Annotated in this window: 19 protein-coding genes and 1 pseudogene; 6 read left to right on the forward strand and 14 right to left on the reverse strand. The window is 65.2% G+C overall.

Annotation, left to right across the window (positions count from 1 at the left end; genetic code table 11):
- Positions 1–76: 76 nt before the first annotated feature.
- The 3 genes and pseudogenes from PG898_RS21250 to PG898_RS12670 form a co-directional block, all read right to left on the reverse strand.
- Positions 77–139, reverse strand: a pseudogene (locus PG898_RS21250) (acyl carrier protein); the annotation flags it as partial.
- 17 nt (positions 140–156) lie between these two features.
- Entirely contained in the window at positions 157–915 is a 759-nt protein-coding gene (locus PG898_RS12665; protein WP_111912842.1) for a lysophospholipid acyltransferase family protein, read from the reverse strand.
- Positions 900–1,613 carry a beta-ketoacyl synthase chain length factor gene (locus PG898_RS12670; protein WP_270824723.1) on the reverse strand — a complete coding sequence of 238 codons (714 nt, stop codon included), beginning with the start codon at positions 1,611–1,613 and terminating at the stop codon, positions 900–902. The genes PG898_RS12665 and PG898_RS12670 overlap by 16 nt, the downstream gene beginning before the upstream one ends.
- Before the next feature lie 177 nt (positions 1,614–1,790).
- On the opposite strand from PG898_RS12670, the gene PG898_RS12675 reads away from it, so the two are divergent.
- The 4 genes from PG898_RS12675 to PG898_RS12690 all read left to right on the forward strand — a co-directional run bounded on the left by PG898_RS12675 (position 1,791) and on the right by PG898_RS12690 (position 5,072).
- Complete coding sequence (locus PG898_RS12675) at positions 1,791–2,255, forward strand: hypothetical protein (protein WP_111912846.1); 465 nt, start codon at positions 1,791–1,793, stop codon at positions 2,253–2,255.
- Positions 2,256–2,273: 18 nt separating this feature from the next.
- Positions 2,274–3,350, forward strand: coding sequence for a methyltransferase (locus PG898_RS12680; RefSeq protein ID WP_270824724.1), 1,077 nt, complete (start codon positions 2,274–2,276; stop codon positions 3,348–3,350).
- Between the two features lie 47 nt (positions 3,351–3,397).
- A complete protein-coding gene (locus PG898_RS12685) occupies positions 3,398–3,613 on the forward strand; it encodes a hypothetical protein (protein ID WP_042649423.1) in 216 nt (71 codons plus the stop codon).
- 733 nt (positions 3,614–4,346) lie between these two features.
- A complete protein-coding gene (locus tag PG898_RS12690; RefSeq protein WP_270824725.1) occupies positions 4,347–5,072 on the forward strand; it encodes a carbonic anhydrase in 726 nt (241 codons plus the stop codon).
- A gap of 72 nt (positions 5,073–5,144) precedes the next feature.
- Here PG898_RS12690 and PG898_RS12695 read toward each other — a convergent pair whose 3' ends face one another.
- The 10 genes from PG898_RS12695 to PG898_RS12740 form a co-directional block, all read right to left on the reverse strand.
- Positions 5,145–6,053, reverse strand: coding sequence for a pseudouridine-5'-phosphate glycosidase (locus PG898_RS12695; RefSeq protein WP_270824726.1), 909 nt, complete (start codon positions 6,051–6,053; stop codon positions 5,145–5,147).
- The gene (locus tag PG898_RS12700; RefSeq protein WP_111912854.1) at positions 6,047–7,138 is read right to left on the reverse strand and encodes a PfkB family carbohydrate kinase; all 1,092 of its coding nucleotides are present in this window, start codon (positions 7,136–7,138) and stop codon (positions 6,047–6,049) included. The genes PG898_RS12695 and PG898_RS12700 overlap by 7 nt, the downstream gene beginning before the upstream one ends.
- A gap of 143 nt (positions 7,139–7,281) precedes the next feature.
- On the reverse strand, positions 7,282–7,641 hold the full coding sequence (gene nirD / locus PG898_RS12705; protein WP_182787892.1) for a nitrite reductase small subunit NirD: 360 nt from the start codon (positions 7,639–7,641) through the stop codon (positions 7,282–7,284).
- 47 nt (positions 7,642–7,688) lie between these two features.
- Positions 7,689–10,262 carry a nitrite reductase large subunit NirB gene (nirB, locus tag PG898_RS12710; RefSeq protein WP_182787890.1) on the reverse strand — a complete coding sequence of 858 codons (2,574 nt, stop codon included), beginning with the start codon at positions 10,260–10,262 and terminating at the stop codon, positions 7,689–7,691.
- 26 nt (positions 10,263–10,288) lie between these two features.
- A complete protein-coding gene (locus PG898_RS12715) occupies positions 10,289–11,110 on the reverse strand; it encodes an ABC transporter ATP-binding protein (protein ID WP_171273337.1) in 822 nt (273 codons plus the stop codon).
- Between the two features lie 31 nt (positions 11,111–11,141).
- The gene (locus PG898_RS12720) at positions 11,142–12,101 is read right to left on the reverse strand and encodes an ABC transporter permease (RefSeq protein ID WP_111912860.1); all 960 of its coding nucleotides are present in this window, start codon (positions 12,099–12,101) and stop codon (positions 11,142–11,144) included.
- A gap of 14 nt (positions 12,102–12,115) precedes the next feature.
- Positions 12,116–13,474, reverse strand: a complete 1,359-nt coding sequence (locus PG898_RS12725; RefSeq protein WP_270824727.1) for a CmpA/NrtA family ABC transporter substrate-binding protein — start codon at positions 13,472–13,474, stop codon at positions 12,116–12,118.
- A gap of 288 nt (positions 13,475–13,762) precedes the next feature.
- Entirely contained in the window at positions 13,763–14,344 is a 582-nt protein-coding gene (locus PG898_RS12730) for an ANTAR domain-containing response regulator (RefSeq protein ID WP_171273335.1), read from the reverse strand.
- Positions 14,345–14,469: 125 nt separating this feature from the next.
- Positions 14,470–15,228 carry a uroporphyrinogen-III C-methyltransferase gene (cobA, locus tag PG898_RS12735; protein ID WP_081934461.1) on the reverse strand — a complete coding sequence of 253 codons (759 nt, stop codon included), beginning with the start codon at positions 15,226–15,228 and terminating at the stop codon, positions 14,470–14,472.
- Between the two features lie 29 nt (positions 15,229–15,257).
- The gene (locus PG898_RS12740; RefSeq protein ID WP_270824728.1) at positions 15,258–17,882 is read right to left on the reverse strand and encodes a nitrate reductase; all 2,625 of its coding nucleotides are present in this window, start codon (positions 17,880–17,882) and stop codon (positions 15,258–15,260) included.
- A 317-nt stretch (positions 17,883–18,199) separates the two neighbouring features.
- Here PG898_RS12740 and PG898_RS12745 point away from each other — a divergent pair, with 317 nt between their 5' ends.
- Complete coding sequence (locus tag PG898_RS12745) at positions 18,200–18,703, forward strand: RNA methyltransferase (RefSeq protein ID WP_005325999.1); 504 nt, start codon at positions 18,200–18,202, stop codon at positions 18,701–18,703.
- Positions 18,704–18,804: 101 nt separating this feature from the next.
- Here the strand turns inward: PG898_RS12745 and PG898_RS12750 are convergent, their stop codons facing one another.
- Entirely contained in the window at positions 18,805–19,557 is a 753-nt protein-coding gene (locus PG898_RS12750; RefSeq protein ID WP_041205143.1) for a substrate-binding periplasmic protein, read from the reverse strand.
- 202 nt (positions 19,558–19,759) lie between these two features.
- Between PG898_RS12750 and PG898_RS12755 the strand changes: the two genes are divergently transcribed.
- Positions 19,760–20,191 (forward strand): universal stress protein, encoded by a 432-nt coding sequence (locus PG898_RS12755; protein WP_005325997.1) that lies wholly within the window; start codon positions 19,760–19,762, stop codon positions 20,189–20,191.
- Positions 20,192–20,196: the final 5 nt, after the last annotated feature.

Here is a 20,196-nt window from a genome sequence, read left to right on the forward strand (position 1 = left end):
AGGTCCTGCATCGAGAAAACCGACTACCCGTTCCCGGAGGAGTTGGTGCTGTCAACACCGTCCCGGTGAACGGTTACAGCCCCTCGAGGTTGAGGCTGTCGATGATGAGTTGTTTTATCTCTAGATGCAGGTCTTGCATAACTGTTCCATATGCTGTCATTGGGGCCCCGGTTGCAGGGCCCGGGTGAGAAAGCGGGTCAGCTGGCGGGCGGCCAGCGCACTGCTCTGGCCGGTGGAGACCACCTCGTCCGCCGCCACCTGTTGCAGGAATTCTATGGTGAAAGTCGGCTTATTTTCCGGGATCTTGAACCATTTGTCCTGCTTGGTGAGAAATCGGGTGCTGCAGTGGATCCGCACCAGTTGCAGCGGCACCTGGCTGCGCACCGCAAGCTGGGCCGCGCCGCGCTGCAGCTTGATGGGTTCGCCCGGGGTGGTGCGGGTTCCCTCCGGGAAGATCAGCAGCAGGCCGCCGGCCCGGATCCGCGACTGGCACAGGGCCAGTAGATCCTCGCCTGCCACGTTGGGCAGATAGTCGGCCGCCCGCACCACGCCACCGATGAAGGGGTTGCGCCAGAGGGACTGCTTGACGATGCAGTCGCACACCGGCATCTCGGCGGCCAGCATGACGTAGTCGAGCAGGCTGGGGTGATTGGCCACCACCAGGGCGCCACGCAAGTGGGCGGGCATGCCGCTCACGCTGTAATCGAGCACCCCCCAGCCACGCAGCACGCCGAGAAACAGCCGAAAGCTGTGGCGGATGGTGAGCTGGGCCAGGGTACGGCGCCGCTCGCCGCGCAGACAGAGCGCCAGCAGCGGAAACCAGAACAGGGAGAGCAGCAGGCCGCCCACCCCGAACAGGGTGAAGCCAAGGGCCGTGCCGATCAGCCGCCAACCCCGGTTCAGCAACGCTGCCATGCCCACTCCTGGCGGCCATCGCAAAGGGCCAGGGTCGACTCATGCCGCAACAGGGCACGCCAGCAGGCCAGACTCTGCGGCAGCGGGCGGGCATGGGGTTCGACTGTGCGGCGCGCCCCCTCGCAGCGCCACTGGTCGCCAGCCTCAAGCACCAACCCCAACGCGTGGGGCGGCGCCTCGTCCGCCAGCCAGGGACGGTGAAACTCGGGCACAGGTCCTTCGAATGCCACCAGCAGCACCCGGCGGGCACCGGCCTGCAGGGCGCAGACCGCTTCGGTCAGGCCCGCCATCAGGCCGTTCTCTCCCGCGGCCAACGAGGTCATGGGAATGGCGGCCTTGCCCTGAATGGAGCAGAGTCCGGCGGCGGTGTTGTGCACCGACATGGAGAAATCCGTGGGCGACAACGCCTGTCCGTCCGCCAGCGCCTGCAGCAGTGTCACAGAGCGGGCCAGCTCGCCATGACGGCTGACGAAGATGGCGTAATCAATGACATGGAGAGCCAGCAGGCTCAGCCCCACCTGCACCGCCAGCCGGGAGCCCTGGCTCAGACGGCGCGCCATCATCATGGGCAGCAAGGGGGTAGCGGGAAACGGCGGGTCGACGGGCCAGCGGCCCTGCTGCGCCCACGCCTGCCAGGCGGCCTCATCGGCCAGACCCGGAGACAGTGCCTGGCTATCCAGCAGCGAGAAAGAGAGCATATTTCAGGCAACCTGTCCTTAAAACGGTGGGTGGGAGCGAAGACGATAAAAGGCACTCATCCGACGGGTAGTGCCTGCTCCACGGTATGGAATGGCGTCATCAGGTTAATACCGGTCGGATAATACCATTATTCATCAAAAATAATAGCTGGCGCAGATTATCCACTGCCTTGGCGATTGAAAATAAACAATTTGTGTTGTCTCATTGCCTCGCCCGAATTGATGAATATCCTCCCCGAAGGAAATATTATGAAACTCATTAATAAAATATCCCTGATACTGACCTGTGCCTTGTTGGCCGCTTGCTCCACCAGCCAGCCCATCCGTAATATGGCGGTCAATCCGGTGCCCTTCAATCTGACCGAAGAACAGGTGGCCAAGGCCATTATTACGGCGGGCATAGGCAAGAGCTGGGTGATGAGGAAAGAACGACCAGGGCTTATTCGTGGCCAGGTCAATGTGCGTCAACATCAGGCGGTAATCGATATTCCCTACAGCGCTCGCGATTACTCCATTAATTATGTGAGCAGCATCAACCTTGATGACAAGGGCAAGGGCAGCATACATCGCAGTTATAACCGTTGGGTGCTGGGTCTGAATCAGGCCATCCAGACCGAACTCTCCCGCACACAGAACCAATAAACCGGCAGGAGTCACCCCGTGAACCACTATCAGGCAGACCCATACAACGCGCTGGAAGCCATCAGCGAGGCCCAGAAAATCGCCTTCGGGCCCATGCTGTTTCAGGCCAGCTGGTGCCTGCGTGAAACCGGGGTGCTGGCGTTTCTCGAGACCCGCGGCTCGCGGGGGGCCTCGCTGGCCGAGATCGCCCTGGCATGCGAGCTGAGCGAATACGGTGCCGGCGTGCTGCTGGACATGGGGCTCGGTGGCGGGCTCTGCTACCTGACAGACGAGCACTATGTGCTGGGCCGGGTCGGCAAATACCTGCTGCACGACGCCATGAGCCGGGTCAATCTCGATTTTACCCAGCATGTCTGCTATCAGCCTCTCGCCCATCTACTCGACGCCATCCGTCAGGGCTCGCCAGCCGGCTTGCAGGAGTTCGGTCCCTGGCAGACCCTCTACCCGCACCTGAACGAGCTGCCCGAACCGGCCCGCCGCAGCTGGTTTGCGTTCGATCACTTCTACTCCGACTGGGCATTCCAGCAAGCGCAGGACAAGGTGTTCGGCTATGCGCCGCGCCACCTCTACGATCTGGGCGGCAACACCGGCAAGTGGGCCATCGCCTGTGCCAAACGGGATCCCGCTCTGCGGGTCACCATCCTGGATTTGCCCGAGCAGCTGGCATTGGCCCACCTCAACATCGAGGAGGCCGGACTGGCGGAGCGGGTGCAGGGCCACCCGGTGGATCTGCTGCAACCAGGCCCCCTGCCCGGCGAGGCCGACATCTGGTGGATGAGCCAGTTTCTCGACTGCTTCAGCCACGCGCAGATCGTCGCCATCCTGAACCGGGTCCGACTGGTCATGAAACCGGACGCCCGGGTCTGCATCCTGGAGCTGTTCTGGGACAGGCAGACTTTCGAAGCCGCCAGTTTCAGTCTCAACGCCACCTCCCTCTACTTCACCTGCCTGGCCAACGGCAACAGCCGCTTCTATCACTCCAAACAGCTGTACCAGTGCCTGCGCGAGGCTCATTTCCATGTGGAGGCCGAGCACGAGATCCCGGGACCGGGCCACACCCTGCTGGTTGTCCGGCCGCTGCACACGAGGCCATAATGCCGACATCGACATGAAGATGATGATGAAACGAAAAGGAGCACGGCATGAGGCATGACTGCATGGCACTGATGGCACTCGGCCTGGCCCTGGGCAGCCTGCTCGGCGGCTGCGCCGACATCAAGGAGGCGGGCCGCACCGTGGGTCACACCACCCGGGACGTGACCCGCGAGATTGGCCACACCACCCGTGACGTGACCCGCGAGATCGGCCACGGTACCCGGGATGCGGTCAAGCAGGTGGGGGATGAGATAAGCAAATGACAACGGGGCCGAGGCCCCTGTTGTCATGAGGGAGAGCCACTGCCCATATGGCCATCAGCCTGAACTCCATGGCCTCTTCCGGCTCATCAGGTCGCTCGGCGCAGAAGTCGAGCCCGCTCTGCTGCTTCACCTCATCCACCTTTACTGCGTAGTCCGCAAGCCGGCTGGCCGACTTGTTGTCCTGAGGCATAGCCCTCCCGGTACAGCAGTTGACCGGGCTGACCAGTTATATCGGCCCTATTACCCGTTCCGGGCAAGGCCAGCGCCAGCGCCAGCGCCAGCAGACAATATTTACTCTCTCTCTTGAGTTTGCGAACAATCGCAGCGTCAGCCTGCCCGGGAGCAACTGTCTATCATTTGTTCAAGTTCAAAACAGGAATGAAAAATGACAATAAAAAACAATGAATTGTGATTTTTTGGTGGACTTGAAGCGAAGGCTTGCGAGGTAAAAAAGCCTGACCTCGATGAGAGGAACATGAAAGAATTCATCCTTGATACCAGCCAATTAATTAGATTGCTTTCATTTTAAAGAGCCACCACTCAATATTAAGGAGTGGCCTAAGATTATTTAGATTCATATTAAATGCATCATAAATATCGCCTGCAATGATCCTCAATAATAAATATCCGGTCTGACATTCTGTATCCCGCATTCCAGAGAATGCCATCTGCTGTTCCCTCACCGAGTGGGGAAACGGATGGCCGCGCTTTTCAATCAAGATAAGGATGCATGATGAGAAAGTCCCTGTTGGCCTGCTCTCTGTTGTTGTGCCCCACCGCCTTCGCCGCAGCTCCGCACTGGGAATACAGCGGTGAGGCCGGCCCGGCGAAATGGGCCAGCCTGACCCCGGAATTTGGCCAGTGCGCGGGCAGCAACCAGTCGCCGGTCAACCTCGCAGGTCTGGTGGAAGCCGAGCTGGCACCACTGCAGTTCCACTACCTGCCGGGCGGCAAGACCCTGGTCAACAACGGTCACACGGTGCAGGTCAACTATGCCCCGGGCAGCAGCCTTGAGCTCGACGGCATGCGCTTCGAGCTCAAGCAGTTCCACTTCCACGCTCCCAGCGAAAACCTCATCGAGGGCAGGTCCTACCCCCTGGAGGGACACCTGGTGCACGCCAATGACAAGGGGGAGCTGGCAGTGGTCGCCGTGATGTTCGAGCCAGGCCAGGCCAATGGGGCCCTGAGTCAGGCCTGGCAAACCCTGCCAGCCAAGGCGGGGGAGATCCACGCCTTCAAGGACCCGATCTCGGCCGAGTCACTGCTGCCCGCCAGGCGCGACTACTACCGCTTCAGCGGGTCGCTGACCACGCCGCCCTGCTCGGAAGGGGTGCGCTGGCTGGTGATGAAGCAACCGGTGCAGGTGAGCCAGGCCCAGATCGATGCCTTCAAGGCCGTGATGCACCACCCCAACAACAGACCCGTGCAACCCCTCAACGGTCGACTGGTGCTGCAATAAGGTTTTATGTAACCGATTTGCACAATAAGAAAGAGGGCCAACAGGCCCTCTTTTGCATTCATTCACCTGCCGTTACAGGCTGGCGGCAATCTTTGCACCCAGGGCGGCATTGTTCAGCACCAGCTGGATGTTCGCCGCCAGGGAGTTGCCGCCGGTCAGCTCGCACACCCGGGCCAGCAGGAAGGGAGTGGACTCCTTGCCCTTGACCCCCTGCTCGCCCGCCTCCCGCAGCGCCTGTTTGATCGCGGCATCGATGTCGGCCTTGGGCATGGCAAACTCGGTCGGGATCGGGTTGGTGACCACGGCGCCACCGGCAAGCCCCAGCTCCCACTTCAGACGCAGCGCCTCGGCGATGGCCGCCGGAGTGTCGAGGCGGTAATCCACCTTGAAGCCGCTCTCCCGGGTGTAGAAGGCGGGCAGCTCCTCGGTCTGATAACCGATAACGGGCACCCCCTGGGTCTCCAGGTATTCCAGGGTCAGGCCGATGTCGAGGATCGACTTGGCACCGGCGCAGACCACGGCCACCGGGGTCTGGGCGAACTCCTGCAGATCCGCCGAAATGTCGAAGGTCTCCTGGGCGCCGCGGTGCACGCCGCCGATGCCGCCGGTGGCGAACACCCGGATCCCCGCCATGGCGGCAATGATCATGGTGGAAGCGACAGTCGTCGCGCCCAGCCCCTTGTTCGCCAGCACGAAGGGAATGTCCCGCCGGCTGCACTTGGTGGCGGTGTGGCCGGCCTTGCCCAGCGCCTCCAGAGCCCCCTCGTCCAGACCCACCTTGAGGCGACCGTCGATGATGGCGATGGTGGCCGGCACGGCGCCGTTGTCACGCACCACCTGTTCGACCTGACGCGCCGTCTCCACGTTCTGCGGATAGGGCATGCCGTGGGAGATGATGGTGGATTCCAGAGCCACCACCGGCTTGCCGGCGGCCAGGGCTTCTGCGACGACCGGTTGGATATCGAGGTAAGCGTTCAACATGGGTACTCCTCCAGCATGCGTTCAACGGCGGCCTTGGATAGGCCGGAAAAGACGGTATCGGAACAATTGACGGTGAGGGCCGCGCAGCCGAGGGCGAATCGGGTCGCCTCCATGATGCCCTGCTCCAGCAACCAGGCGTGGGCCAGCCCTGCCATAAAGGCATCGCCGCCGCCGGTCACATTGACGACAGGGCTGCCGAGCACGGGCAGATGGCCCTGCTGCTCCCCATCGCTATAGAAGATGCCTTGATCGCCGAGGCTCAGGAACAGCCGCTGCACCCCGGCGCGGTGGAACCAGGCCGCCGCCATGGGCCAGGTGTCGGGCCCGGCGATGGTGAAGCCGCACAGCTGCTCCGCCTCGGTGCGGTTCGGCTTGAGGGTGTGGATCCGGTGCAGCCAGGGGCGGATCTTCTCCACCTTGGCCACCGAGACGGTGTCGACGAAGATGATGTGTTCACCCTGGCGCTCGAACAGCCAGTCCAGGGTGTGAGTGGCGAGGTTGGTGTCGAGCACCCAAAGCCGCGCCGCGCCGAGGAAGCCGCTCAAGGGAGCGAGCCTGGCCGGAGTCAGCTCGTCGATGATCCCCATGTCGTTGACGGCGCAGCTCATCTCGCCGCTGCCGTCGTGCAGGCTGAGGTAGCAGGAGGTCGCCTGCCCATCCAGCACCAGCACCTGGCGCACGTCGACGCCGGCACGCTGGCTCACTTCCAGCAGGTGATGGCCGTACTGATCGTTGCCCACCGCGGTCAGCAGCCGGGTATCGGTGCCGAGCCGCGCCAGGTTCTCGGCGATGTTGCGCCCCACCCCGCCAGCCGAGGTACGTACCCGGCCCGGGTTGGAGTCACCGATGCGCAGGTTGTCGTGGCTGCAACCACAGATATCCATGTTGGCGCCGCCGATCACCACGGCGTAGGGGCCTTCACGCAGCACATAGCCGCGGCCTTGCACATAGCCCTGGCGCATCAGGCTGGAGATATGGCTCGCCAGCGCCGAGCGGCTGATGCCAAGCCTGTCCGCCAGCTCCTGCTGGGCAATCATGGGATCCTGGCGCAGCAGGGCGAGGATCTCTTGCTCACGTTCCGTCATAGACAAACATCCAGTTACAAACGTTTGTCCATTATTTCCGAAAAACGTTTACCCGCCATCGCCTCGTGCAAAAATTGTCGGCTTGCGCACAAAAAATCACCGGGCAAGCCCGGTGATCCTTGATGACAATCTACACAGCCCGCTCAGCCCAGTTGCACCCAGACAGCGCCGCCTTCCAGTCGCACCGGCCAGCAGGCGACACTCAGGGCCGGATCATCCAGGCAGCGGCCGTCCATCAGGGCGTAGCGCTGCTTGTAGAGCGGTGAGGCGACCACGGGTTCGCCCCCGGCATCCCCCACCAGGCCACGCCCGAGCACCGCCACTCCGGCCAGGGGATCCACCCCGTCCAGGGCATAGACTCGCTCCCCGAGGCGAAACAGCGCCAGCACCCGCCCCTCAAGCCAGGCGCTGCGCCCGGCCTGCTCCGGCAGGGCCGCCAGCTCGCACACCCGATGCCACTGCCCATGCTCAGGGCGCACTGTGCCCTCCTTGAAATCCTTCATATCACCTCCTTGATGCTGATGGCGGGCGTGCAACCCGCTGGCCCCGCTCATACCACCTCCTTGATAGAGATATCCGGCACCCACTGCCCCCGCTCCTCACGGCGCGGCGGTGTCTCGTCTTCGGGCCGGTTGACGAAGGCCTCGAACAGCTTCAGCTTGTCCGGGTCCGCCAGGGTACTCTTCCATTCGCACTGCCAGGTGCCGACTATCTCCCCCATCATGGCCTCCAGCTCGGCACCGATGCCGAGCCTGTCCTCGATGATCACCGACTTGAGGTAGTCGAGCCCCCCTTCCATGTTCTCCATCCAGACCGAGGTGCGCTGCAGCCTGTCCCCGGTGCGCACATAGAACATCAGCAGCCGGTCGATGTAGCGGATCAGGGTCTGCTCGTCGAGATCGGTGGCAAACAGGTCTGCGTGGCGCGGCCGCATGCCGCCGTTACCGCACACATAGAGGTTCCAGCCCCGCTCGGTGGCGATGACGCCGATGTCCTTGCTCTGGGCCTCGGCGCACTCCCGGGTGCAGCCAGAGACCGCGAACTTCAGCTTGTGGGGGGCTCGCAGTCCCTTGTAGCGGTGCTCCAGGGTCTGGGTCAGGGTCATGGAGTCCTGCACCCCGTAGCGGCACCAGGTCGAACCCACGCAAGACTTCACGGTGCGCACCGACTTGCCGTAGGCCTGACCCGTCTCGAAGCCCGCCGCCACCAGCTCGCCCCAGATGGCGGGCAGCTGATCGACCCGGGCACCAAACAGATCGATGCGCTGACCGCCGGTGATCTTGGTGTAGAGGCCGTACTTGCGCGCCACCTCCCCTATGGTGATGAGGCCCTCCGGGGTGATCTCCCCCCCCGGGATGCGCGGCACCACCGAGTAGGTGCCGTCCTTTTGCAGGTTGGCAAGGAAGGCGTCGTTGGTGTCCTGCAGGGCGCGGTGGGGCTTCTCCAGCACGTGCTCGTTCCAGAGCGACGCCAGAATAGAGGCGACCGTCGGCCGGCAGATGTCACAGCCCAGACCCTGGCCATGCTTGTCTCGCAGCGCCTCGAAGCTCTTCAGCTCGCCGACCCGGGCCAGGTGATAGAGCTCCTGGCGCCCGTAGGCGAAGTGCTCGCACAACCCCTTGTCCGCCTCGACCCCAAGATCCGCCAGGGTCTGCTCCACCACCTGTTTGAGCAGGTTGCTGCAGCCGCCGCAGCCGGTGCCCGCTTTGGTGCAGCTCTTCACCGCAGAAAGCTCGTGATTGCCCGCCCTGACGGCGGCCACCACGTCCCCTTTGCTGACGTTGTGGCAGGAGCAGAGGATGGCGCTGTCCGGCAGCACCAGGGGCGCGGGGGCCGCGCCCGCCTCTCCCACCAGCAGGGAGAGCGGCGGCTGGGGCAGCGCCACCCCGTTCTGGTAGTACTGCAGCAGCCGCTCATAATCGGTTCCGTCCCCCACCAGGATGGCGCCGAGCAGGCGATTGCCCTCGCCGTCTGTCACCAGCTTCTTGTAGATGCCGTTGACCCTGTCCAGCAACAGCAGCTCCTGGGCCCCGGCAGTGCTGGCGTGGGCGTCGCCGATAGAGCCCACGTCCACCCCCATCAGCTTGAGCTTGGTGGACATGTCGGCCCCGACGAAGCGGGTCTCGCCGCCGCACAGGCTGGCCACGGCGGTGCGGGCCATCTGGTAGCCGGGTGCCACCAGGCCGAAGATGCGCCCCTGCCAGAGCGCACACTCGCCGATGGCGAGGATGGCGGGATCCGAGCTGTGGCAGCCGTCGTCGATGCAGATGCCGCCGCGCTCCCCGACGTTCAGCCCGGATTGGCGGGCCAGGGCGTCGGCGGGGCGGATGCCTGCCGAGAACAGCAGGACATCGGTCTCAAGATGAGAGCCGTCCTTGAAGCGCAGCCGGTGACGGGCCTGCTCCCCCTGCTCGATGCACTCGGTGGCCTTCTCCACCAGCACCTCGACCCCGAGCGCCTGAATCTTGTCTCGCAACACGGCGCCGCCGCTCTCGTCGAGCTGCACCGGCATCAGCCTGGGGGCAAACTCCACCACCTGAGTCTTGAGCCCGAGCAGGCGCAGGGCGTTGGCCGCCTCCAGCCCCAGCAGGCCGCCGCCGATGACCACGCCGCTGCGGGCCTGGGCGCAGGCATCGCGGATGGCGGCAAGATCCCCCAGGGTGCGGTAGACGAAACAGCCCTCCCGCTGATGGCCGGGGATGGGGGGCACAAAGGGCACAGAGCCGGTCGCCAGCACCAGACGGTCGTAAGGGAACTGCTCGCCGTTGGCGAGCGTCAGGGTGCGGGCGGCCCGGTCGAGCACCTCCACCTCGGCCCCCAGCCGCAGCGCAATGCCGCTCTCTTCATACCAGGCGGGATCCGCCATGCGCAGCGCCTCCGGGGCCTTGCCGCCGAATACCTCGGAGAGGTGCACCCTGTCGTAGGCGGAGTCAGGCTCGGCCCCGAACACCGTCACCTCGAACCGGTCGAGGCCACCGGCCGCCACCAGCTGTTCGACGAAGTGATGACCCACCATGCCGTTGCCCACCACCAGCAGGCGTTGCTTTTCGGCGGATCCGGCGCTCTGGCGATCGATCAGGTCCACGCCGTCGCCGATCACCCACTGTTGCTCTTTGTCAGTCATATCTCTCTTCCTTGAATCCGGTGGGCTCAGGCGCGCAGCTTGCTGCGCACTTGCCCGGCTGCCTTGAGGGGGGTCACCTTGCGCTGCTTCTCGTAGAGGAAGCGCAGTACCTGCTGGCGCAGCTTGTGGTAGTGGGGGTCATCCGCCAGGGCGACCCTGTCTCTGGGCCTTGGCAGATCCACGGTCAGGATCTCCCCGACGGTGGCACTGGGGCCGTTGGTCATCATGACGATGCGATCGGAGAGCAGCACCGCCTCGTCCACGTCGTGGGTGATCATGATGACGGTGTTGCCAAGCTCCGCCTGGATCGCCATCAGCGCATCCTGCAGATGGGCCCGGGTCAGGGCGTCGAGGGCACCGAACGGCTCATCCATCAGCAGCACCTTGGGGGAGAGCGACAGGGCCCGCGCGATGCCGACCCGCTGTTTCATGCCCCCCGACAGCTCGTGGGGCATCTTTTGGCTGGCGTGATCCATCTGCACCAGGGAGAGGTAGTAGTCCACCCGCTCCGCCACCGCCCGCTTGTCAGGCTCCACCTGGCCCACCGCCAGCGCCACGTTCTGCTGGACGCTGAGCCAGGGCAGCAGGGCGTGGTTCTGGAACACCATGGCCCGCTCGGGCCCCGGCCCCGCCACCTCGCGGCCATCGAGGATGATGCCGCCCAGGGTCGGCTCCAGCAGCCCGGCCACCAGGTTGAGCACCGTGCTCTTGCCGCAACCCGAGTGACCGATGAGAGAGACGAACTCCCCCTTCTCGATGCGCAGGTTGACCCGGCTGAGGGCCTCGAAGCTGCCCTGCTCCGTCTCGAACGAGATGCCGACGTCGCTTATCTCCAGATAACTCTTCATTGGCTCTTCTCCTGCCTGAATAGAAATGTGATTAACGCAGCACCTGGCGCTTGTCCCAGGACAACCACTGCTGCAGGGCCAGCATGCCCCTGTCCAGGGCGCAGCCGATGAGGCCTATGGTGATCACCGCCACCATGATGCGGGCCAGGGAGGCCGAGCCGCCGCTCTGGAACTCGTCCCACACGAACTTGCCGAGCCCCGGGTTCTGGGCCAGCATCTCCGCCGCGATCAGCACCATCCAGGCCACCCCCAGGGAGAGCCGCAGCCCGGTGAAGATCATGGGCAGGGCGCCGGGCAGCACGATGCGGCGCACGTGGGTCACAAAGGAGAGGCGCAACACCCGGCTGACGTTGTGCAGGTCGCTGTCCAACCCCGCCACCCCGACTGCGGTGTTGATCAGGGTCGGCCAGAGGGAGCATAGGGTCACCGTCAGCGCCGAGGTGAGGAAGGACTTGGCGAGCCAGGGACTCGGGTTTGCGTAGAGAGCGCTCACCACCAGCGTGATGAGCGGCAGCCAGGCCAGGGGGGAGACCGGCTTGAGCAGCTGGATCACCGGGTTGGCGGCGCGATAGAGCCCCTGATTCATGCCGAGCAGCACCCCGCACGGGATGGCGATCAGGGTCGCGAGCCCGAATCCGCACAGCACGGTGAACAGGCTGGTGGCTATCTGATCGAAGAAGGTGGGGCGCCCGGTGTAGGGGCGCAGCTTCACCTCGGCCGCCGGATCCGCCGCCAGCCGCTCGGCGTTGCGAACCTGCTGGCGCTCGAGGAAGGCGCTCGCCTTCTCCCGCTCCGCCAGGTGATCCTGGCCGAGGGACCAGAACTGGCTGGCGGTGGCGAGCGGCCCGGGCAGGGTGCCCAGACTGGTCTGCACCTGACTCGCCCCCCACTGCCAGAGGCCGAGGAACAGCAGCACGCCGAGCAGGGGCTGCACCAGGGTTTTCAGATTGATGGCTCTCCAATTGATGAGTGGCCACTTGTGTCGTTTCATTGCGTTCTCCTCGCTCATTGCACCCGCTCATCGCCCTTGAGGCCGATGGCGAACTGCTGCAGATAGGCGTTGGGGTGGCGGCCGTCATAGATGAGACCGTCGATGAAGCCATCCTGGGGGCCGCGATAGCCCTGCTCGCTGGCAAAGTCGGGGAAGTCCTGCGCCTTGAGCTTGCCCTCGGCGATCAGCGCCTCGGCAGCCTGGCGATAGACGCCCGGTTGATACACCGCCTTGGCCACCTGCTCGAACCAGGCGTCCGGCCTGGCCTCGGGGATCTGGCCCCAGCGCCGCATCTGGGTCAGATACCAGATGGCGTCGGAGTAGTAGGGATAGGTGGCGTGGTGGCGGAAGAAGACGTTGAAGTCAGGCACCTGCCGCTTGTCCCCCTTGGCATACTCGAAGGTGCCGGTCATGGAGCTGGCGATCACCTGCTCGTCAGCCCCCACGTATTCGGGCTTGGCCAGCATCCTGGCCGCCTCGCGCCGGTTGCCGTTCTGCTCTGCATCCAGCCACCAGGCCGCCCGCAGCAGCGCCTTCACCAGCCGGACATGGGTGTTGGGGTGACGCTCGGCCCACTCCCGGGTGACGCCGAACACCTTCTCCGGGTTGTTGCGCCAGATCTCCTGATCCGTGATGACGGGCACCCCTATGCCCTTCGCGACCGCCTGCTGGTTCCAGGGCTCCCCCACGCTGTAGCCGGCGATGGTGCCCGCCTCCAGGGTGGCGGGCATCTGCGGCGGCGGCGTCACCGACAGCAGCACGTCCGCCTGGCGCTGGCCCGAGTTGTCGCCGAGCTTGGGCGCATAGAAGCCGGGATGCAGGCCGCCCGCCGCCAGCCAGTACCTGAGCTCGTAGTTGTGGGGGGAGACGGGGAACACCATCCCCATGTTGAACGGCTTGCCCCCCTGGCGGTACTCCGCCACCACGGGCTTGAGGGCGGCAGCGCTCACCGGCGGTGGCACCTCTCCTGCGACCGGCTTGGGTAGTTGGGTTGCCATGGCCGCCCAGACACTGTTGGCCACCGTGATGGCGTTACCGTTGAGATCCATGGCGAACGCCGTCACCAGCTCGGCCTGGGTGCCGATGCCGATGTGGGCGGCCAGGGGTTGACCCGCCAGCATCTGGGCGCCGTCCAGCTCGCCGTCGATCACCCGATCCAGCAGGATCTTCCAGTTCGCCTGGGCCTCCAGGGTCACGTAGAGCCCCTCGTCCTCGAAATAGCCCCGCTCGTAGGCCACCGCCAGCGGCGCCATGTCGGTCAGCTTGATGAAGCCGAGTCTGAGCTCCTCCTGCTCGGGGGCACCCACCGCGGCCAGCACCGGCAGCGACAGCACCGCCAGCAGCATCCCCGCACATCCTTGTCGTCTTTTCATTCCAGTCCCTCGCTCGGTTCCCTGTTCCGGGCTGTCACCCTCCTGCCTCGTTGCAGGATGGCGACCAAAAAAAAGCCCCACCGATCCGGGATCGGTGAGGCCTCTTTGCCCTGTTGCGAGTGACGGGCCCTGGGCGCCATCACTCCTTGTATGTTGGGTAATTCACTTTTCGTGCCAGATTGGCCAAGCCGCATCGGACGGCCTTTCCCGGCTTTTTCTTCCCTCCTTTTCCCCCCTGTTTGCCTCAATTAGGCGCAATTGCACCAAAACGGTTTGCCAGCGGGGCGCTCAGGCGGGCAATGCCTGCAGCAGTTGCCGCGCCAGCTCCCCCAGGCTCAGGTGGCGGCTCATGGCGGTGCTGCGCATCAGGCGATAGGCCTGCTCCTCGTCCAGCCCCTGATGACGCATCAGGCGCCCCTTGGCCTGCTCGATGAGCCGCCGCTCCACCAGCTTCTGGCGCAGCTCGCTCTCGGTCTGCATCAGGGTCTGCACCATGGCGAGCTGGCTGCGGGCGAGCCGCAACCACTGCTCCACCGGCTCCCGCTCGCCGCAGGGGTGGGGCACCAGCAACACCCCCTGCTGCAGCAGGGCGAGCTGGGTATCGCCCCCGAGCCGCTCGCAGAACAAGAGGCGCGGCATGTCGGGCCAGAGGGAGAGGCCGAGGCGCACCTCGGCGCCGAACTGGCGGCAGCTGACCAACAGGGCCTCCCCCTGCTCCATCGGAGTCAGCAGCTGGCGGGTGTCGAGTATCCTGGGCTGATGACCGTAGTGGCTGACCAGCAGGGCCAGGCGATTGGCCTGGCCCGGATCATCGGCGTGGATCAGCAGGCGGGAGGGGGGGCCATCCTGGCCCCGGGGAAGAGTAGTCATGGCGCTCCTTGCCAACGGCTATCGCAACGTGTCTGCTGCCAATGCCGCAACATGAAGGCCAACTATTTGAATCTACCTCCTTTTTATCCATCAGGAGGTAGTGGGGGTAGAGGGGGAAACCCGGCTCAGGCTACCCGCTCCATGGTCTGGTTCAGCAGGGCCTGCAGCTCGGCGCCAAGGTTCACCACCTCCCCCATGATCATCAGCACGGGGCTCTGGCCGAGCAGGGCACGGGCGGCCTGCTCCAGTCCCTCCAGCCGGGCGTGATGGACCTGCTGGCGCGCACTGCACCCGGCCACCACCAGCGCCACCGGCAGATCACCCGAGGCCCCCGCCGCCAGCAACCCTTGCCGGATCTGGGCCGCCCGCTCCAGCCCCATGTAGAACACCAGGGTATGGCCGGCCCGGGTCAACCCCTGCCAGCCCCGATAGTCCCCCTCGTCCATCAAATGACCCGTCACCAGGGTCAGGGAGCGGGCCAGCCCTCTGTGGGTCAGGGGAATAAGAGTGCTGGCGGCGCAGCCCAGGGCCGCCGTGATACCAGGCACCAACTCGGCCTCGATGCCGTGGCGGGCCAGGTGCAGCGCCTCCTCCCCGCCCCGGCCGAACACCAGGGGATCCCCCCCCTTGAGCCGCACCACCCGCTTGCCGGTGCGGGCCAGCGCCAGCAGCAGGGCATTGATCTCCTCCTGGGTCGGGCTCGGCTCGCCGCAGCGCTTGCCCACGTCGAAGCGGGCCGCCCCCTGGGGGATCCTGGCCAGGATCTCGCTCCCCACCAGGCGGTCATAGACCACCACTTCTGCCGCCTCGATGCGGTGCAGGGCGCGCAGGGTCAACAATTCGAGGGGCCCGGGGCCCGCTCCTACCAGACTGATTTGGCTCATCGCACACTCCTTGTGTTGCTGCCCAGGCCTCAGGCCTGGGCGATATAGACATGCTTGATCAACAGCTTGTCGATCTCGGGCAGGCAGGTGCCGCAGTTGCTGCCGCAGCCGAGCAGGGCCTGCAGCCCCGCCAGCTCGCTCACCCCCTGCCGGGTGATGGCATCGACGATGCGCTGCTCCGACACCCGCAGGCAGGAGCAGACCAGCCGGCTCTCACCGGCCAGGGCCTGGCTCAGGGTCTGGCTCAGGGCCCCCGCCTGCAGCGGCGTGCCGAGCAGGCTGGCCAGCAGATCGACCTTGATGTCCGGTCGCCGCTCCCCCACCAGCAAGATGCCCTCTATGCGATCCCCGGCCAGGGCCAGGGCGAGCCAGCCCTCCTTCAGGGGGAGCCGCAGCCAGCGCCCCTGGGTTGCCAGCCGCTGCCACAGGAGTTCGGGGGCCTCTGACCAGGAGGCCAGCAGGGTGCAGTTGCCCTCGGGCAGAGGGCGTCTGGCCCACCAGTCCACCGGCTCGCGCCAGTCCCGGCGGCCGCACCAGAGTCCCTGCCAACGGGTGGCTTGCGCCCTGGCCTGCACCCGCCCCTGCTTGAACATGGGCTGGCCGGAGAGGGGATCCACCACGGCGGCGATGAGGCGGTTGACCGCCCCCTGGCTGCACTGGCTGTCGGTCCAGTGCATGGGCAGGAAGGCTTCCCCTTCCCTGAGCCCCTCGTCCAGCCCCACCAGCAGCAGGGCCTCCCCGAGCTCGTTGTGAAGGCGCACCAGGTCCCCCTCCTTGGCACCGAGCGCCAGCAGGCTGGCGGCACCCACCCGCACCCTGGGCCAGGGCTCGGCCTCCTGCAACCTGGGCACGTGACCGGTGCGGGTCATGGTGTGCCACTGATCCCGCAGTCGGCCGCTGTTGAGGAGCAGGGGGAGATCCTCCCCTCGGGGGGCGGCATCATGCTGGGGGGGGAAGTGCTGGGCCAGGGGCAGCAGACGGGCCCGGCCATCCGGGGTGGCAAAGCGCCCATCCTCGAACAATCGGGCCCTCCCCTGGGGCCAGTCGGCATTGACGGGCCAGCTCAGGGGTTCCAGCGCCTCGAACTCGGCTCGGCTCAGACCCGCCAGCCCCGATATGTCAAACTGGCGGCGCCCCTGGTTCTCGAAGCCGGAGAGGGCGGCGTGCTCGCAGAAGATCTCGTGCTCGTGCTCATAGGCGAACCCCTCGCCAAAACCGAGCCGGCGGGCGAGCTGGGTCAGCGCCCACCAGTCTGGCCTGGCCTCCCCCGGCAGGGGCAGAAAGGCGCGTTGGCGACTGATGGTGCGCTCGGAGTTGGTGACGGTGCCGCTCTTCTCCCCCCAGGCGGCGGCGGGCAGCAGCAGATGGGCGAGGCGCGCCGTGTCGGTGTTGGCCGTCACCTCGGAGACCACCAGCAGCTCGCAGCGGCTCAGGGCTTCACGCACCCGGTTGCCGTCCGGCAGGGAGACCGCCGGGTTGGTGCCGAGCACCCAGAGGGCGCGGATCTCCCCTCGGTGCACCGCCTCGAACAGCTCGACGGCCTTGCGCCCGGGCCCGCGCACCATGGTCGGACTCTGCCAGAAGCGCTGCACCCGATCGCACTCTTCCTCGCCAAAGCCCATGTGGGCGGCAAGCTGGGTCGCGAGCCCCCCCACTTCGCGCCCCCCCATGGCGTTCGGTTGCCCCGTCATGGAGAAGGGGGCCGCCCCCGGCTTGCCAATGCGGCCGCACATCAGGTGGGCGTTGATGATGGCGTTGGCCTTGTCCACCCCCTGGTTGGACTGGTTGATCCCCTGGCAGAACAGGGTGACCGTCTTGGGGGTGCGGGCAAACAGCTGGTAGAAGCCGAGCAGATCGCTGCGGGAGAGGCCGCAGCAGCGGGCCACCTCGTCCAGTTGCCAGGCGGGGTCGTCCAGCGCCGCCGCCAGCGCCTCGAAGCCGCTCACATGTTGCGCCACATAGGCCTTGTCCCAGCCGTCGCTGTCGAGCAGGTAGCGGCACAGGCCGTTCCACAGCGCCACGTCGCTGCCGGGCTTGAGGGCCAGGTGCAGATCCCCCTGCTCCGCCGTCATGGTGCGACGGGGATCCAGCACCACCACCTTGAGCTCGGGACGGCGCGCCCGCGCCTGCTGCAGACGGCGAAACAGCACGGGGTGGGTCCAGGCGGTGTTGGCACCGGTGAGCACCACCAGATCCGCTAGCTCCAGATCCTGGTAGCAGGCGGGCACCAGATCCTCCCCGAAGGCGCGTTGGTGGGCCACCACCGCCGACGACATGCAGAGCCGGGAGTTGGTGTCCACGTTGGCACTGCCCAGATACCCCTTCATCAGCTTGTTGGCGACGTAGTAGTCCTCAGTGGTGAGCTGGCCCGACAGATAGATGCCGATGGCCTCGGGCCCGGACTCGGCCAGGATGGCGGCAAGGCGCTGCGCCAGGGTGTCCAGCGCCTCATCCCAGCCGATGCGCTGCCCCAGCCAGCGCGGGTAGAGCAGGCGATCGGGGAAGGCCAGGCTCTCCAGCAGGCTGGCCCCCTTGACGCACAGGGCGCCGCCATTGGCCGGATGCTGTTCATCCCCCTGCAACTGCCAGTTGTCGCCCTCCCGGCTCAACCGGATGCCACACCCCACTCCACAATAGGCACAGGTGGTCTTCATTCCCTCGCTCCTTGTCGCCGGCGGCCCCCGGGGGCCGCCTCCTTGTCCTGTTGGATGACGGGCCCATAAAAAAAGCGTCCGCCCCCCTGCGGGGACGGACGCCTTTGTCCGGATGAGCCTCAGTCATCTTGTATGAGGAAATGACTGCAAACCCCGCGCCAGGATGCAGGATGCGTCGCCACTGGGCGCCAAGGGCGCGGGGCTGCGCCAGAGCGGTGCAACTGCTCCCTTGTTGGGCCCGCCGGACGGGAGTCGGCGCCACAGGCTGGGCAAGGGGCGCGCCGAGGGTATAATGCGCCGCCACAGAGGAGAACGAGATGAAAGAGTCAGGTTACTGCGCCGCACAGCGGGTCGATGTGCAGCCGGATGCGGCTCCCGATTATTGCGCCATCGGGCTGGTCAATCCCAAGTCACCGGAGAACGTGGGAGCCGTGATGCGGGCCGCCGGCTGTTACGGGGCAGAAGAGGTCTACTACACGGGGCAGCGCTTCGAGCTGGCGCGCCGCTTTGCCACCGACACCAAGCAGATGGTGGAGAAGATCCCCCTGCTCGGGGTCGAGGATCTGCTGGCGTTCGTCCCCGAGGGCTGCACCCCTGTGCTGGTGGATCTCATCGAGGGGGCCACCTCGCTGCCGGACTATGTGCACCCGGCGCGGGCCTTCTACATCTTCGGGCCGGAGGATGGCACGCTGGATCCCGCCCGCTTCGCTGCGGTGAAGGAGGTGATCTACGTACCGACTCAGGGTTGCATGAACCTGGCCGCCTCGGTCAACGTGATCCTCTACGACCGGCTGGCCAAGAAGCTGAGGGCTGAAGGCTGAAGGCTGAAGGCTGAAGGCTGAAGGCTGAAGGCTGAAGGCTGAAGGCTGAAGGCTGAAGGCTGAGCAAGAAGGTGATCCAGACAGCCAGACACAAGGCCGCATCAATCCGGTGATGGTGCCAGCGTGCGCGCCCTCGCCTCCTGCTCCCTGATAAAGTCCCGGTAGTCGTGGTAGAGCCTGTTTTTCCGATAGATCTCCGCCAACCTTCCCTGCCTGATCAGGGTGCGCATGCCGGGATCCCAGAGCCCATGCAGCTGCCTGCCCTTCTCGTTATCGGCGAAGATGGGGTAGGTCGGGATCCAGCGCAGGAAGACCTGAGCCAGCTCGGGCGGGAGGGCGCCCTTGGGGTAGAGGGCGCCATCGGTCAGGTAGTAACGGTAACGCCCCTTGAGCAGCAATTGCAGTGCCGTGGTGTGGTTGTCTATCTCGTACCAGCGCATGGTCACCGGGATGTACTTGTCGAAGGCCCAGCCCCGCAGCCAGAGCACCTCCTGCTCCTTCAGGCTGGCCTCCCCGGTCCATTGCGGCAACCAGCGCTTCTGCATCACCACAGTTACGTAGTCGGCCGAGTCGGGGTAATCCGGCTGATGAACGCCTGCCACCTCCCCCCGATAGACCCCCATCGCCATGTCGCCCCCCTTCTGCGCCACCACCGCCAGCGCCCGCTTGTAGGGCACCAGGTGAGGCTTTACCACATACCCTTCGGGTTCATAGATGGCGCGAACAAGGTCCAGATAGACCCCTTTGCCATCCCTTTGGCAGAAGCCGGGCCAGTCATCACAATAAACGTGCAGGGTGTCGGCCCGAACAGGCAAGACGAGCAGCAAGCAGCACAACAGGAGCGGACGAACCATGTACCAGTGTTTCCTCTAAGATGTTGCCGTCAGCAGGCGCTCACAGCCAGGCGGCACATTCAGGCATACAGATAGCATAGAAAGCCGTCGTGCCCGTTCATATTTTTCCTGATTTTGCGAGCGGGTCGAGGGTTATTGCCCCATCGTTCCGTATCATGAATCATAAGATTCATTAGTGACCTAACTTGAGGGGAGCTTTCTCATGCCAACCATCAAATCCCTGCTCTGTCCCGTCGATTTTTCCGATATGTCCAAGGCCGTGCTCGACTACGCCGTCTTCATGGCCCAGAGCCACCAGGCCGAGCTCAAGCTGGTGCACGTGGTGGACCAGTTGCACGGCTTCGACAGCTACAAGATCCTGCACATGACCGCCATCGAGATCACCCACGAGATGGAGCGTCAGGCCAAGAGCCAGCTCAAGGAGCTGGTCGCCAGCCTGCCCATCCCGGCCAAGTTCGAGGTGCGCTTCGGCCGCGCCGCCGACGAGATCGTCCTCCAGGCGAAGGAAGACAAGGTGGATCTGCTGGTCATGGGCAGCCACGGTCGCTCCGGCCTCAGCCATCTGCTGGTGGGCAGCGTGGCGGAATCCGTGGTGCGTCACGCCCCCTGCCCGGTGCTGGTGGTGCGCAAATAATCCCC

This window comes from Aeromonas sp. QDB31 (genome assembly GCF_027707605.1).
GTDB classification, from domain to species: Bacteria; Pseudomonadota; Gammaproteobacteria; order Enterobacterales; family Aeromonadaceae; genus Aeromonas; species Aeromonas media.

Excerpts from the sequence above, each read along its gene's own strand:
- PG898_RS12665 (WP_111912842.1), bottom strand. The coding sequence starts at position 915 with ATGGCAGCGTTGCTGAACCGGGGTTGGCGGCTGATCGGCACGGCCCTT.
- PG898_RS12670 (WP_270824723.1), bottom strand. The coding sequence starts at position 1,613 with ATGCTCTCTTTCTCGCTGCTGGATAGCCAGGCACTGTCTCCGGGTCTG.
- PG898_RS12685 (WP_042649423.1), top strand. The coding sequence starts at position 3,398 with ATGAGGCATGACTGCATGGCACTGATGGCACTCGGCCTGGCCCTGGGC.
- PG898_RS12690 (WP_270824725.1), top strand. The coding sequence starts at position 4,347 with ATGAGAAAGTCCCTGTTGGCCTGCTCTCTGTTGTTGTGCCCCACCGCC.
- PG898_RS12695 (WP_270824726.1), bottom strand. The coding sequence starts at position 6,053 with ATGTTGAACGCTTACCTCGATATCCAACCGGTCGTCGCAGAAGCCCTG.
- PG898_RS12700 (WP_111912854.1), bottom strand. The coding sequence starts at position 7,138 with ATGACGGAACGTGAGCAAGAGATCCTCGCCCTGCTGCGCCAGGATCCC.
- nirD (WP_182787892.1), bottom strand. The coding sequence starts at position 7,641 with ATGAAGGATTTCAAGGAGGGCACAGTGCGCCCTGAGCATGGGCAGTGG.
- nirB (WP_182787890.1), bottom strand. The coding sequence starts at position 10,262 with ATGACTGACAAAGAGCAACAGTGGGTGATCGGCGACGGCGTGGACCTG.
- PG898_RS12715 (WP_171273337.1), bottom strand. The coding sequence starts at position 11,110 with ATGAAGAGTTATCTGGAGATAAGCGACGTCGGCATCTCGTTCGAGACG.
- PG898_RS12720 (WP_111912860.1), bottom strand. The coding sequence starts at position 12,101 with ATGAAACGACACAAGTGGCCACTCATCAATTGGAGAGCCATCAATCTG.
- PG898_RS12725 (WP_270824727.1), bottom strand. The coding sequence starts at position 13,474 with ATGAAAAGACGACAAGGATGTGCGGGGATGCTGCTGGCGGTGCTGTCG.
- PG898_RS12730 (WP_171273335.1), bottom strand. The coding sequence starts at position 14,344 with ATGACTACTCTTCCCCGGGGCCAGGATGGCCCCCCCTCCCGCCTGCTG.
- cobA (WP_081934461.1), bottom strand. The coding sequence starts at position 15,228 with ATGAGCCAAATCAGTCTGGTAGGAGCGGGCCCCGGGCCCCTCGAATTG.
- PG898_RS12740 (WP_270824728.1), bottom strand. The coding sequence starts at position 17,882 with ATGAAGACCACCTGTGCCTATTGTGGAGTGGGGTGTGGCATCCGGTTG.
- PG898_RS12745 (WP_005325999.1), top strand. The coding sequence starts at position 18,200 with ATGAAAGAGTCAGGTTACTGCGCCGCACAGCGGGTCGATGTGCAGCCG.
- PG898_RS12750 (WP_041205143.1), bottom strand. The coding sequence starts at position 19,557 with ATGGTTCGTCCGCTCCTGTTGTGCTGCTTGCTGCTCGTCTTGCCTGTT.
- PG898_RS12755 (WP_005325997.1), top strand. The coding sequence starts at position 19,760 with ATGCCAACCATCAAATCCCTGCTCTGTCCCGTCGATTTTTCCGATATG.